Below are 13,401 nucleotides of genomic sequence, written 5' to 3' on the forward strand. Positions count from 1 at the left end.
TATTGGTTGATATGAACACTCTTTTTTTATTTTTGGTAACAAATAATAGAACAACTCATTAGTCCAGACCAATCGGCTTTTTGTGGAGGACGGCACGCATCTAAGAATTTCTTATTTTAACCTTAATGAATCATCAAGACCATACTACTGTTGCGATGCTATAACTTAACTATGCTTTTTAACAGCAAGTAAATAATCGCAATAGAGGTGAACTCTTGGCAACGAAGAAAAAAAAGAAATACTTATATGAAGTCGATTTAATGCGAGTTCTCTTTATCGGCGGAGTTCTACTTAACCATACAACAACCGCTTTTAAGAATAATGTTGGTAATGGTTCAGGTAGTCAATTATTTATTGAAGCGACTCACTTGATGCTTCACTTTACCAGAATGGGTTTTATGTTCATGACCGGACTCGTTTTGGTTTTAAATTATTACAATCGAGATAATCATTGGCTGCACTTTTGGAAGAAACGTTATATCAGCGTAGGTATACCGTACATTGGGTGGAATGCAATCTTAATGTGGTTTGCCACCGTTACAGCTGGTGTAGCGATAAATTGGCCGGATTATTATAAAAATTTAATTGATGCCATCATTCATGGTAACAAGTATTACATGTACTACATCTTGGTGACGTTCCAGTTGTATCTAATTTTTCCATTGATAGTTTATATGTTTAAGAAATTACCCAAACATCACACGGCTATTTTAGCGGTGAGTGCCATTATTCAATTGTTACTAGTGATAGGAATTAAGTATTGGTTGCCTGGTGTCGATCGTGACAGTTGGTGGTACCTATTTAGAGCCTACGGAATGAACGTTTTGGTTTACCAATTCTACTTTATAGCTGGAGCCTTCGTGGCAATTCACTATGATCAGGTAGATAAATTCATTGAAAAGAATCATCGTGTAATCGGCTGGTCGACTTTGGTTATGGCAATCGGAACGGTGTTCTTATTCTTTGGTAACCAGAACATTTTAAAGCTAAGTATGAGTGCAACTGAATCGATTCATCAACCATTTATCTTCATTTACGATACATTCATGATTGCTTTTGTTTTCTGGATTGGGCGGCAATATGCTCATGCTAGAAACAACGGCTTGCCAAAGATAATTGATCGTATGGTAAGTAATATGGCTAAAGTGTCCTTTGGAATTTATCTAGTTCAGACAATTCCGATTACATTGTTATATGGAATTCTCAGCATGATTAAGCTTCCATCAATCGTCATGTTGTTACTATTACCATTAGGATACGCATTTGTATTAGGTGGAGCCTTTCTTATCTCATGGTTCTGCTACAAAGTTCCTCCATTTGGAATCTTAATTGGACGTCCACAATGGCATCTAACAAAAGGAGTTAAAAAATATGTCAGAAATAACGAATCTATTAAACAAACAGTTAAAGAATAATAAAAATGAAAAAATCATTAAAGATGAAACTACAAATAAGTGGTTTACAGGACTTGAATTTGCGGAGGATGTTAATGACTTGAAAAAGACATTGATTGATCTGCACATTGGTTTAGGTGATGTTGTCTTGGTATGTTTACCCAATACAGCCGCTTACCCAGTCTTAACGCAAGCTCTTTGGGAAGTGGGAGCAATTATGCATCCTGTTTCTGCCACAACACCTGAAAGAGAACTACAACAAGAACTGAGTGATCACGATTATGTGGCCTCAATCGTAGGTGAAAATTTAGTTAATGCCGTTTTAGATGAAAGAATGGCAATTGTAACGGTGTTACATTTACAAACTTATTCAATTCTGCACGTCATTCGTGACCGTCAATTGATGGGACACGAGCCGGCATTACCAAAAGAAGATGATTTGGCCTTGATTCTTAATACTTCCGGTACTACGGGAAAGCCTAAACGAGTAGGGTTAACACATCGTATTTTGAAGAATGCCGCTGAACATGATATTGAAAGTCATAATATGAATGCTCAAGATACGACAATGATAGTAATGCCAATGTTTCATATTAATGCTCAAGCTATTTCGATTCTTTCAACCAGATTGTCCGGTGGCAAGATTGTTATAACTGAGAAGTTTAGCGCTTCTAAATTTTGGAATCAAATCCGTGATAACGGCGTTACGTGGGTTTCAGTGGTTCCGACAATTGTAAATATCTTATTGATAAATAAAAATGCGCTAGCTGCCTATGATCAAAATATTAAATTACGCTTTGTGAGATGCTCATCATTTGCTTTACCACTTGATAAACTAACTGAATTTCAAACTAAATTCCATACGAGAATCCTTGAGGGATACGGTATGACGGAGACTGCCAGTCAATGTACAATTAATCCTTTCGATGCACCTAAGGTTGGTTCAGCCGGTAAGGCATTTAAGACTGATGTCGCTATTATGATTGATGGAAAAGTGGTATCTGAAAGTAATCAATTAGGTGAAATCGTGGTTAAAGGTGATCATGTTATCAGCGATTACTTAGATCCACATCCAGATTCATTTAAGGATGGTTGGTTCTTAACTGGTGATTTAGGTTATCTGGATAATGACGGTTATCTTTTTGTTAAAGGTCGTAAGAAAGATATTATCAATCATGGTGGGGAAAAAGTTGCGCCTGCCCAGGTTGAGAATATCCTGAGTCAATTAAATTTTGTCAGAGAAGTTTCAGTTATTGGAACTCCTGATACTCTATATGGTGAAGCTGTTACGGCAGTTGTTATCACTCGTGGAGACCAAGATGAAGAATTGGAACGTCGAAAGATTATGGCACATGCTAAAGCTAGTTTGGCTAACTACGAACAACCAACTCGGATCTTCTTTGTAAAGGATTATCCTCGTAATGCTACTGGCAAAGTAATTCGCTTGAAGTTACGTGAACAAGTAATGTCAGCGTTAGTAGGTAAGCGTGCATGAGCAAAAGAAAACGGACTCTAAAAAAGATTTTAATCAGTGTCGTTCTACTTTTCTGGGCTGTAGTTGCTTTGTATGGTTTTAAACAGACTGATACAAGTAGTTCCAGTTCAGGCTTACAAACGGTGACAATTGGTTATCAAAAAGGTGATCCTTTCGATATTGCCAAACAACGTGGTGAGTTTGTTAAGAAGATGAAGGCTAAAGGCTATAAAGTGGTCTTCAAAGAGTTCCAAGACGGTAATTCTCTAATGCAAGCTTTGAAAGCAGGGAGTGTCGATTACGCTAGAACTGGTGATACACCTCCCGTTTCTGCCCTATCAACAGGAACTAAGTTGACCTATGTAGCGGCTGGATCTTCTAAAGCCAAAGGTTCAGGAATCTTGGTTAAGAAATCTTCAAGTATTTCTTCAGTAAAAGACCTTAAAGGTAAGAAGGTTGCTTATACCAAAGGAACTAGTTCACAGTACATGTTATTGGCAGCTTTGAAGAAGGCTGGAATGAGTGCTAGCGACGTTACTTGGGTCAATATGGACCAATCAAGTGCCAGTGTAGCCTTTTCTAAAGGTAAGGTAGATGCTTGGGCCACTTGGGATCCTTACACTTCACAAGCTGAAACTAATCAGAATGCTAAAGTGATAGTTGATGGCTCTGGAATTACTAATAATCGTGATTTTGTTCTATCAACACAAAGTTATGCTAAAGAAAATAAAGAGGTATCTAAGTACTTAATTAAATACCTTGAAGAAGATATGCAATGGGCTAATAATAACCATAACGAGCTCATAACGATGATGAGTAAGTCCTTGAAAGTTTCTAAAACAGTAGTTAAAAGAATGGTGGAACGTCGGACTTATGGTATTTACACTATGAATGCCAGTTATGCTAAGGAAGAACAAAAGATTGCAGATACCTTCTATGATGCAGGACTGATCGATAATAAAGTAACTGTTAGCGATTCAGGTGATTATAAGTAAAAATAATATTGAATTAAGGAAGTCGACTAAATAGTCGGCTTTTTTGTTATGATGTTAAAGATATAAGGGGGAGTATTGTATGAGAATAGGTGAACAACTTCAAAACCAACGTAAATTAAATGGTATGTCACAAGATGAATTGGCGGATGAGTTGCATATATCGAGACAATCGATCTCTAAATGGGAGAATGGAAAATCTTTGCCAAGTTTCAGTAATGTTGTGGCTATAAGTGATCTATTTGATATTTCATTAGATGAGTTGATTAAAGGTGATAGCGAGTTGATGGATCAATTTGAAACCAATGAGCCTAAAATTAGTAAAACTTGGACGATTGTAATCATCAGTTTCACGATTGCCATAATTATAATGGGAATTCTTAGGGCCTTTCGTATATCAGATGATCGAATTGATACCTTATTTAGTGTTCCTGAAATTATTGCTTTCGGTTTTTTAATGTATAACATTAATTGGAAAAAATTTAATAAGGGAATAAGTAAGAAACTTATCTTTTGGGGAATTATTTGGTTAGGGTTGTATTTGATTCCTATAATAAATGATTTTATTGCTGGCTTCATTGTCGGATACAATGGTTAAGATATGGATTTAATTAAATCTATAGTTTTGATAAGAGCATAACGATATTAAAACGCCCAATCGATGAATTTTTAGATTTACATTGATTGATGCAACCATAGGCTTCTATTGTAAACAGCACATTATCGATAAGATTTGATTATCAAAAAACGAGGTGTTGTTTATGAACATTAAAGAACGAAACTATTCAACTGGGAAAAAGATACTATTAATGATTTGGTTTTACTTTTTATATCAGGTATCGTCAGTTCTAATGGCAATTCCATCTGTTAAAACTGTAAAGGAATTATGGCTTAGGTTAGTATTATTTATTTTAGGATTTGTCTTATCCATATTACTGATAAGGCACCTCTGGAATTACTTTGCAGGTGATTTTCATCCAGAAATTAAATTTCTACCTTCTTTTAATAGAAAACAGAAAATTATCATTTATATAATCTTAATGATATTACTTATTGGACTAGTAGGCTGGAGTTCAAGCGTCGTTCCGACTTCTGATAATCAGACAGAGATTAATAGTATGTTTGGAAAAGATAAATGGAGTATGACAATTTCTGTTGTGATTTTAGGACCGGTAATTGAGGAATTGATTTTTCGTGGAGCCCTGCAAAAATTATTCTTTAATCAAATTAAAACTAAGTGGCAAATGATATTGTATGTTATTGCTTCGACAGCACTTTTTGTATGGATTCACGGAACACCATTTAATTCACAGATGGTTCCTTATCTTGTAATGGGAGTTATTTTTTCTATATCGTATGTGTTATTAGATGATATTAGGTACGATATTTCACTACATGTGCTTAATAATTTGATTGCTGTTATTTTAATGTTCTTATAACTATACTATAACGTCAAAAATAAACTTTATTGTAATTGCAACCGGGGGTTTCTGTTCAATGAGATCCACTTAAGATAAGCTTTTAAATATTAAATGAGGTGGACTTAATGAAAATAGGCAAACAATTACAGGATCAACGTAAGCAACATAATATGTCACAAGAGGATTTAGCAGCTAAATTAAATATTTCTCGTCAAGCAATTTCTAAATGGGAAAATGGAACTTCTTTACCTAGTTTCACCAATGTGATCGCTATAAGTAATTTGTTTGATATTTCTTTGGACGAGCTTATCAAAGAGGATCCGGCATTGATCAAAAAATTTGAGCATGAAAAAATAGGATTAACTAAAGTAGAAACAATTATTACGGTCGGATTTGTGTTGGCATTTATAGTCTTAGGAGTTTGTTATTTTTATGGAGTTACTTCACATGAGATGATGGATTGGATTTCGTTATTTGAATTAGTTACTGGTATTGGTTTTTTAACTAATATTAAATGGAAATTATTCAACAAATCACTCAATAAAAGAGCAGTTATTTTTGGAATATTGCTATTGGCTTTATTCCTGATACCCCAGATTATGAATGCTATTCCTGAAATTATTAAAGGAATAGATCAAGGTATTTCTTACGGTAGTTAATAACGAATGCATAACGATATATTTTTTATAAAGGAGTCGACTTTAGGTCGATTCTTTTTGTATATTTAAGTGACAAAGTAAAAGCAACCTCTAGGTTCTCGTCCAATTAGATAATTACATCTAGAATTGTAACTAAATAAAGGGGGCACCAAAATGAAGATTGGTGATCAGTTACAAAAACAGCGAAAATTACATCATATGTCACAGAACGAATTGGCAGAGAAACTTCATTTAACCAGACAATCGATTTCAAAGTGGGAAAATGGAACGACGTTGCCTAGCTTTGCTAACGTAATTGCCATTAGTGAAATATTTGGTGTCTCTTTGGATGAGTTAATCAAAGGAGATGCTGCTCTAATGGATAAACTTAAAGATGATGGAAAGATTAGATTGACCAAGCTGGAAACGATTGTCATTACGGGACTCGTATTCGTAGCTATTGCTCTGGCAATTATTTATGGAACGGGAATATCCATGGATGATGTGAGTGATTGGATGTCAGGATTCTCTTTAATATTTTTTATTCTCTTTGCTAATAGCATTAATCGAAAGAAGTTTAATGAAAGTCTTAATAAGAAGACCGTGATTTTTGGAATATTATTATTAGTTACAATTTTGGTGCCATTTATCATAGGAATTTTTAGTGGTTTCTTACAGGAATCGATTAGATTACAGAAAAATGTTTAAAAAAATAGACCTAATAGCTCAAAATCGAGTTATTGGGTCTATTATCGTTAATCTTCAGAATTAAAGTCAATCATGGGAAGTGTCATAGCTGGGAAACCACTTGCTGCAGTCATCATTGAGACTAATGGGCGTAAATAAGATAATAAAATTGTTGCAGCATCTGTTTGTAAAATTTGTAAGGCATCTACATTGGATATTTCATCATCGACTTTGAAATATGAAGATATTTTGCTAGATATTTTATACGGTACTTGATCCCGGTCTAGGTTAACAAAGAGGCTCAAGTAAACTGGAACAGCCGAACTCCAGTCGATTTCTAATTCCGGAGGCATTTCGATCATCGTTTTAATGTCTAATTGTTCGAGACCGTCGACAATATCGAACTGTTCATTAACTTTGAGATCGAATTCTGAAACAGTGGGATCATCAAATTGTAAATATCGATCAATTTTATTCATGATTTTTCCTCCATATATTTTTCGTAAGTTTAGCATGTTGCCGAAAAAAGAGATATTTATTTGCTATTCCAATAAAAAAATCGACTTTGAGAGTCGATTTTTTTAGGCAGTCTGTTTTTGAATTTCCTTTTCACCCAGAATCTCATTGAGGACTCGATCGGCCACGATACCAATTTGACCGGCATTGCGATTTTTAGGACAAGTTTCCTCATAATAATTAGTGGATTCTTTCATAACGACGATACGGTCTGCCATACGAGCAGCTTCATCGACATCATGGGTTACAAGGATAGTGGTGAGATGTTGCTTTTGACAAACATCAAGGATCAAATCTTGCATTTTTCTTCTAGTCAAAGCATCTAAGGCACCAAGCGGTTCATCCAACAATAAGACTTTAGGATTAGTCATTAAAGCTCTAGCTAGAGCGATTCGTTGTTTTTGACCACCTGACAATTGATTGGGAAAGTGGTCGGCATAGTCGCCTAGTTCAACAAGATTTAATAGTTCTTTGGCATGTGCTTTAGTATTTTTATCTTTAGAACCAAATGATAAATTGTCTAAAACATTCATCCAGGGAAGTAAACGATCTTCTTGGAACATCATTCTCATAACGGAACGAGAGTTGTCTTCACCAACAGTGATCGATCCGCTAGTTGGTTTTTCCAATCCGGCAATCAATCTCAAGAGGGTACTTTTACCGCCACCACTCATACCAACTAAGGCAATGAATTCGCCTTGATTAATATTGAGATTCACATTTTTCAAGGCAGTTAGGTCTTGATACATTTTATTAACATTTTTAATTTCAATCATTGAATTTTTAATCATTAAACGTTGCTCCTTCCGGTCTTTTGCCATTCAAGCAGTAAACTTTCAAAACTCTTTGCAACTAAGTCAGAAATTTTACCTAAGACAGCGTAGACGACGATACATAAAATAACAGTTTCCATATCCATAAAGTCTTCAGCATTATTAGCCATATAACCAATACCAGAACTGGCTGAAATAGTTTCAGCGACGATTAATGTGGTCCACATCACACCTAAGGCATAACGGATACCAACGAGAATTTGTGGTAAGGCAGCTGGAAAAATAATTTTGAAGAACATTTGGCCTTTGGAAAGTTCATAAGATTTTCCCATTTCAATCAAATCAGGGTCGACGGAACTGATACCGTGGAATGTATTGATATAGACTGGGAACATTGTTCCGATAGCCACTAGAGAGATCTTGGCTGATTCATTGATACCAAGCCATAAAATAATTAATGGGATAAGTGCCAAATGAGGAATATTACGAAACATCTGAATAGAGGAGTCGAATAGTAAACGACAAGTCTTTGACATTCCGTTGATAAATCCGAGGATAAAACCAACACCACCACCAATCAAAAGACCGACGGTAGCACGATAAAGACTGATACTTAAGTTTTTAGGCAGTTCGCCACTTTGGGTTAACTTGATTCCGTCTTGAAACACCGCTAGAGGTGATGGTAAAACGGAACTCGATAGCCAACCAAGGGTAGAACTGACCTGCCAAAAGAGAATCAGAATAATCGGCAAGAGAAATGGCAATAGTTTGGTTACAGGAAGAACAAATTTCCTTTTTTTGCGTGCTATAGTCAAAGAATCTTGCATCGACTAAGCCTCCTTTAATTATTGAGTCACTTCTTGAGCTAGAAGTGTACGTTGAATTTTTCCAGTAGCATTCTTTGGTAATTGACTACTAAAGATATACTTTGTAGGACGTTCAACAGGTAATAACTGCTCATTTGCTAATTCATTCAACAATGCGAGTTGGTGTCGATGATCTTGACTGATTTCATTTGGAACAATAACAGCAGTAACGGTTTCACCATAAATTTTGTCAGGAACACCAATTACAGCCATTTCACGGACAAATTTCAAAACGTTAAGACAATCTTCAACAGCAAGTGGATTAACGTTTTCGCCACCACGGATGATCATTTCTTTACTACGTCCAGAAATTTGAAGATAACCATTTTCATCTAGGGAACCTAAATCTCCAGTTAAAAGCCAACCATCATGGAAAGCCTCCGGTTGTGGATCGAGATAGTGTGTAATAATACTTTCACCTTTAATGGCAATTTCACCTACTTGACCGACAGCCATCTCTTCATAATTGGCGCCAAGAATCTTTAATTCAGTACCAACTGGCAAACCGACACTATTTTGAAGAGGTTTGTTCAACGGATTCTGAGCAATTTGACTAGCTGCTTCCGTCATACCGTAACTTTCAATTAAAGGAACGTTGAAACGACGATTGAATTCTTCGTGAGTACTTGGTAATAAAGGTGCCGAAGCAGTTCTGAGAAATCTTAAATTGTTGTCAGTGGGTTGTTCGTCACGTTGTAACAAAATGGCGATAATAGCCGGTGTGAGTGAGACCCAAGTTATCTTTTCACTACTGACTTCCTTCCAGAATAAATGGGCACTGAATTTTGGACGGAATAGTAATTGTCCATGAGATAAGCAGGTAGCTAAATTAGAGATTACCAAGGCATTGATGTGAAACATTGGCATCAAGATAAAAGTACTATCGTGACTGGTGAGTAACTCACTATCAATAACGTGGAAGGCACCAGCTAAGAGTTGATAATGTGTTAAACCGACCCGTTTAGGTTTTCCCGTTGTACCAGAAGTATGCATGATAACCGCCAATTGATCATCATCAGGAGTTTCATTAAGATGAGCAATGTGTTTGTTACGGATAAAGATTTGAACCTCAGATTCATGTAAAGTAGTTAAACGAGGTTGATTAGTAAAAGTATCTTTTAAGATGGAAAGTTCTTTAATGTTTTCATTTAGAATAATTGCTGAATAATGATATTGATCTTCCAGTTCACTGATTTGAATTTCAGTAGAAACGGGATTAATAGGTTGTACAATAGCACCAATATCCCAGAGACTTTGAATAACGATAGAGTAAGAAACTGAATTAGATAAGGCGACTAAGACGATATCGTTATGACCAATACCCTTGTTTTGCCAATAGTTTTTCCAAACATTTTCTTCTAAGTTAAGTTGACTACCCGTGTACCAGTGTTGACCGGCATCTTGCATCAAAGGACGAGAAGAGCCAGCAATCAATTGTTGTTTTAATCTTTCTGTAAGTTCTGACATAAGTAATACCAAGTCCTTTCACTTGTTTAATTGTTCGATTGAATAAACATAGTTTACAAGGAAGATGGCGAAGTAACTACTTAGGTTCGATAAGGTTTTTATAAGAAAATCTTAGAAAGAGGAGAGGGTTCCACAGACCCGGGAATTTCCGAGGATTTGCCTAAGTCCTGGAATCGCCCGCGAATTGTGCGAGCAATTTCAGGACTGTAGCAAACCGGAAGAAATTGGTCTGTGGAACCCGTTTAAGCAGCATACTTGAGAAACATAGCCAGACCGAGAAGATTTAAATCAATAAAAGAACTGCCGTCCTCCGCAAAAAGAAAATTTGTCTGGAACGCCATGGGCTGAGCCAATTTTCTTGTTGCTTCGGACTAAATCCAGCTTTGTTTATCAGTTATTGTAAAATTCAAACCAATAAAAAAATCCAATCCTAAGGAAGGATTAGATTTTATCAAAAGTAATTTTAAAAATACTACCACGAGGTTGATTATCCAAAACCTCGATAGTACCGTTATTCAATTTAACCAGTTGAGCCACGATAGATAGTCCCAGACCGCTACCCTTAATTTCGGTAGAGTGAGAAGTATCAACTCGGTAGAATCTTTGGAAAATAAGTTTTTTCTGATCATCGGGAATACCCATGCCTAAGTCAGCAACTGATAATTCAACCTTATCAGCGATATTTTTCAAACTTAAACTAATAGGGGTATTGTCATCAGAATATTTATTAGCATTATCCAAAAGAGCCACAATAATCTGTTTCAAGGTGTCACAATTACCTGAAATATGTAAGTCGGGATCAATGTCTAATTTCATTTCATGGGGAATAGATGGTTCATAGTGCTGACCGATTTGTTCAGTGATCTCTGATAGATTTTCATCCTGCAAAATGACTTTAGCTCGGTCGGCTCGAGACAAATGTAGGAGATTTTCAATTAAATTCTGCATTCTCAAAGATTCTTCGTCGATAAAATCAAGTGATTCAGGAATGACTTCGGGATGTTTGTCACCATGACGCTTGATTAGATTAATATTGCCTCGAACTGCCGCTATCGGTGTACGCAGTTCATGTGAAGCGTTAGAAACGAAATCTTTTTCACGTTGTAATCTTTGATTCTGAGCAGTCAGCAATTCGTTGAAAGCATTACCCAATTCATTGATCTCTTGAGGACTCTTGGGAACAGTTAGAGTTGGTTGATCGACTTCGGAATCTTTAATGGTACTTCTAGTTTCATTAACTAATTGAATAGTAGGGGCACTTAATTTGGCAGCTAATTGCTGAGCCCACCACGTTCCAAAACCCAACGTAATGAAGACAACGATACTGATAATGATGATTAGTAGAATCATACTATTGATCAGACGGTTCAAACTGACCCATATTTGATAAGTTGTGTTGGAATCCTTTTGTGAAAAGAATAAAAAAAATCCAAAACCGTCAACGTAAACAACGTTTTTACCAAAAATACTGAATTTCTTTTGAGCAATAAATTTTTTGGAAGCTGAAGAAGTCATGATAATCTGTCCTTCACGACCAGATGTTGCCGTAATGGAGGATTGATTAGTTTTAACTCTAATAACAGTATTTTGCTTGGAATGACGATTGTTCTGGTTGTTCCAGTGGATAAAACTGGGGATATCGTCAATATTAGCTCGATTCAAACTCATCATTTGTCCTTGAGCTTCGTGGACTGTCAGCAAAGATTGCTGCACACCAACAATAATTAAAATTAAGGCACTGATTGATAAAGTAATGATGATGACTAATTTTTTGATACCATTGTTAATTAATTCTTGATAAGTAAGTTGCTTGTCATTCATTCTGTCACGTCCTCGAGTGAGTAACCAACGCCTCTGATAGTTTGAATAAGAGGCTTATTTTTTTTGCCATCAATTTTACTTCGTAAGTAACCGACGTAGACATCAACGACATTTTGTTGACCTAAGAAATCTTCGCCCCAAACATTGTCTAATAATTCGTCACGAGTGAAAACTTTGCCAATATGTTGAAGGAAGAATAGCAAAAGATCGTATTCTCGTCTAGTTAATTGAACGATTTCGTTATTTCTTGTTACTTGATGTGATTTAGTATTCAAAATTAAATCAGCAATTTGATAGGTTTGGTCAGGTTCTGATAAATGTTCAGCGCGTCTTTGAATAACACGAACCCTTGCCAATAATTCTTCGATTTCAAACGGTTTGGTAATGTAATCGTCAGCACCATTATCTAATCCGGCAACCTTGTCACCAATGTAATCACGAGCTGTCATAACGATAACGGGAACTTGATCGTGTTTTCTGATCCGACGTAGAACTTCCATACCGTCGAGTTTAGGCAACATCCAATCTAATAGAATCAGTAACAAATCATTTTGATGTTTTTCATATAAGTCCATAGCTTCAGCACCATCATTGGCGATAACTGTTTTAAAATCCTCAAACTGTAATTCCTTACTAACGTAACTTGAAAGACTGCGTTCATCCTCAACGATTAAAATTGTGTTTTTCATCAATAAATCTCCCAATAATTATTTAGTTCATTATAAACATCTTTTATTAAAGAAAGCTAAAAATTCCATTGCGTATGATATTTGTTTCCGAGAAAACTGTGGGTAAGAGAATATATCATTTTTTTGAATCGGTTTATGTTACACTACCAATTGATCAGTTAAAAAGGATGACTTAAATGGAAAAAGCAATTGAGATTCTCAAAAAAAATAATTACAAGGTAACTAAACAGAGAACAGATTTAATTAGTTATCTCAAAAATTTTACAATTCACTACGTTGCCATCAACGATATTGTCAACTACATGCGCAATCTTTATCCCGGAATGAGCAATAATACAATTTATCGTAATCTAAAAGAGTTTGCAGATATTGGGTTAGTTGAATATCAGGAAAAAAATAAAACACTGGTAAAGTATCAATGTGATTTTGAACATCGTCATCATCATCACTTTGTCTGTAAAAACTGCGGTCGAGTGACAGAGTTAAAAGCCTGTCCAATTGAGTTTTTCACCGATCAATTACCAGGGTATACAGTTGAAGGGCATGCGATAGAAGTTTATGGATTGTGTGCTGACTGTACTAAGAAGTTGGAGAAGAAAGAAGCGTAGAGCCAATTCTCTTGTTGCTCCGGATTAAATCCTATTTTGCTAAGTAATATCATAA

Annotated in this window: 14 protein-coding genes; 8 read left to right on the forward strand and 6 right to left on the reverse strand. The window is 35.7% G+C overall.

Translation table 11 applies throughout. The features are described from left to right. Positions 1 to 215: 215 nt before the first annotated feature. From ATN92_RS14490 to ATN92_RS14520, 7 genes are all read left to right on the forward strand, one after another. Positions 216 to 1,415, forward strand: coding sequence for an acyltransferase (locus ATN92_RS14490; protein ID WP_056953104.1), 1,200 nt, complete (start codon positions 216 to 218; stop codon positions 1,413 to 1,415). Then, positions 1,372 to 2,889 (forward strand): AMP-binding protein, encoded by a 1,518-nt coding sequence (locus tag ATN92_RS14495; RefSeq protein WP_056953105.1) that lies wholly within the window; start codon positions 1,372 to 1,374, stop codon positions 2,887 to 2,889. The genes ATN92_RS14490 and ATN92_RS14495 overlap by 44 nt, the downstream gene beginning before the upstream one ends. Beyond that, on the forward strand, positions 2,886 to 3,863 hold the full coding sequence (locus tag ATN92_RS14500; RefSeq protein WP_056953107.1) for an aliphatic sulfonate ABC transporter substrate-binding protein: 978 nt from the start codon (positions 2,886 to 2,888) through the stop codon (positions 3,861 to 3,863). Before ATN92_RS14495 ends, ATN92_RS14500 begins: the two co-directional genes overlap by 4 nt. 79 nt (positions 3,864 to 3,942) lie before the next feature. Then, entirely contained in the window at positions 3,943 to 4,458 is a 516-nt protein-coding gene (locus tag ATN92_RS14505) for a helix-turn-helix domain-containing protein (RefSeq protein ID WP_056953109.1), read from the forward strand. 163 nt (positions 4,459 to 4,621) lie between these two features. Further along, the gene (locus tag ATN92_RS14510; protein ID WP_056953110.1) at positions 4,622 to 5,299 is read left to right on the forward strand and encodes a CPBP family intramembrane glutamic endopeptidase; all 678 of its coding nucleotides are present in this window, start codon (positions 4,622 to 4,624) and stop codon (positions 5,297 to 5,299) included. Between the two features lie 107 nt (positions 5,300 to 5,406). Then, positions 5,407 to 5,940 carry a helix-turn-helix domain-containing protein gene (locus ATN92_RS14515; protein ID WP_056953112.1) on the forward strand — a complete coding sequence of 178 codons (534 nt, stop codon included), beginning with the start codon at positions 5,407 to 5,409 and terminating at the stop codon, positions 5,938 to 5,940. 153 nt (positions 5,941 to 6,093) lie between these two features. Then, on the forward strand, positions 6,094 to 6,627 hold the full coding sequence (locus tag ATN92_RS14520; protein WP_056953114.1) for a helix-turn-helix domain-containing protein: 534 nt from the start codon (positions 6,094 to 6,096) through the stop codon (positions 6,625 to 6,627). Between the two features lie 47 nt (positions 6,628 to 6,674). Here the strand turns inward: ATN92_RS14520 and ATN92_RS14525 are convergent, their stop codons facing one another. The 6 genes from ATN92_RS14525 to ATN92_RS14550 all read right to left on the reverse strand — a co-directional run bounded on the left by ATN92_RS14525 (position 6,675) and on the right by ATN92_RS14550 (position 12,738). Beyond that, positions 6,675 to 7,085: a protein-export chaperone SecB gene (locus tag ATN92_RS14525; protein WP_056953117.1), complete on the reverse strand. Its 411-nt coding sequence runs from the start codon at positions 7,083 to 7,085 to the stop codon at positions 6,675 to 6,677. Positions 7,086 to 7,187: 102 nt separating this feature from the next. Then, complete coding sequence (locus tag ATN92_RS14530) at positions 7,188 to 7,943, reverse strand: ABC transporter ATP-binding protein (RefSeq protein ID WP_411762975.1); 756 nt, start codon at positions 7,941 to 7,943, stop codon at positions 7,188 to 7,190. Then, positions 7,913 to 8,722 (reverse strand): ABC transporter permease subunit, encoded by an 810-nt coding sequence (locus tag ATN92_RS14535; protein ID WP_056953122.1) that lies wholly within the window; start codon positions 8,720 to 8,722, stop codon positions 7,913 to 7,915. Before ATN92_RS14535 ends, ATN92_RS14530 begins: the two co-directional genes overlap by 31 nt. Before the next feature lie 18 nt (positions 8,723 to 8,740). Next, a complete protein-coding gene (locus ATN92_RS14540) occupies positions 8,741 to 10,228 on the reverse strand; it encodes an AMP-binding protein (protein ID WP_056953132.1) in 1,488 nt (495 codons plus the stop codon). A gap of 441 nt (positions 10,229 to 10,669) precedes the next feature. Beyond that, entirely contained in the window at positions 10,670 to 12,049 is a 1,380-nt protein-coding gene (locus tag ATN92_RS14545; RefSeq protein ID WP_056953133.1) for a sensor histidine kinase, read from the reverse strand. After that, a complete protein-coding gene (locus tag ATN92_RS14550; RefSeq protein ID WP_056953135.1) occupies positions 12,046 to 12,738 on the reverse strand; it encodes a response regulator transcription factor in 693 nt (230 codons plus the stop codon). Before ATN92_RS14550 ends, ATN92_RS14545 begins: the two co-directional genes overlap by 4 nt. Before the next feature lie 176 nt (positions 12,739 to 12,914). Between ATN92_RS14550 and ATN92_RS14555 the strand changes: the two genes are divergently transcribed. Further along, positions 12,915 to 13,346, forward strand: a complete 432-nt coding sequence (locus tag ATN92_RS14555; RefSeq protein ID WP_056953137.1) for a Fur family transcriptional regulator — start codon at positions 12,915 to 12,917, stop codon at positions 13,344 to 13,346. Positions 13,347 to 13,401 lie beyond the last annotated feature (55 nt).

The sequence above is a fragment of the Companilactobacillus bobalius genome, from assembly GCF_009764355.1.

Bases quoted from the DNA above. Each gene is read 5' to 3' on its own strand.
- ATN92_RS14495 (WP_056953105.1), top strand. From the start codon at position 1,372: ATGTCAGAAATAACGAATCTATTAAACAAACAGTTAAAGAATAATAAA.
- ATN92_RS14500 (WP_056953107.1), top strand. From the start codon at position 2,886: ATGAGCAAAAGAAAACGGACTCTAAAAAAGATTTTAATCAGTGTCGTT.
- ATN92_RS14505 (WP_056953109.1), top strand. From the start codon at position 3,943: ATGAGAATAGGTGAACAACTTCAAAACCAACGTAAATTAAATGGTATG.
- ATN92_RS14510 (WP_056953110.1), top strand. From the start codon at position 4,622: ATGAACATTAAAGAACGAAACTATTCAACTGGGAAAAAGATACTATTA.
- ATN92_RS14515 (WP_056953112.1), top strand. From the start codon at position 5,407: ATGAAAATAGGCAAACAATTACAGGATCAACGTAAGCAACATAATATG.
- ATN92_RS14520 (WP_056953114.1), top strand. From the start codon at position 6,094: ATGAAGATTGGTGATCAGTTACAAAAACAGCGAAAATTACATCATATG.
- ATN92_RS14525 (WP_056953117.1), bottom strand. From the start codon at position 7,085: ATGAATAAAATTGATCGATATTTACAATTTGATGATCCCACTGTTTCA.
- ATN92_RS14530 (WP_411762975.1), bottom strand. From the start codon at position 7,943: ATGGCAAAAGACCGGAAGGAGCAACGTTTAATGATTAAAAATTCAATG.
- ATN92_RS14535 (WP_056953122.1), bottom strand. From the start codon at position 8,722: ATGCAAGATTCTTTGACTATAGCACGCAAAAAAAGGAAATTTGTTCTT.
- ATN92_RS14540 (WP_056953132.1), bottom strand. From the start codon at position 10,228: ATGTCAGAACTTACAGAAAGATTAAAACAACAATTGATTGCTGGCTCT.
- ATN92_RS14545 (WP_056953133.1), bottom strand. From the start codon at position 12,049: ATGAATGACAAGCAACTTACTTATCAAGAATTAATTAACAATGGTATC.
- ATN92_RS14550 (WP_056953135.1), bottom strand. From the start codon at position 12,738: ATGAAAAACACAATTTTAATCGTTGAGGATGAACGCAGTCTTTCAAGT.
- ATN92_RS14555 (WP_056953137.1), top strand. From the start codon at position 12,915: ATGGAAAAAGCAATTGAGATTCTCAAAAAAAATAATTACAAGGTAACT.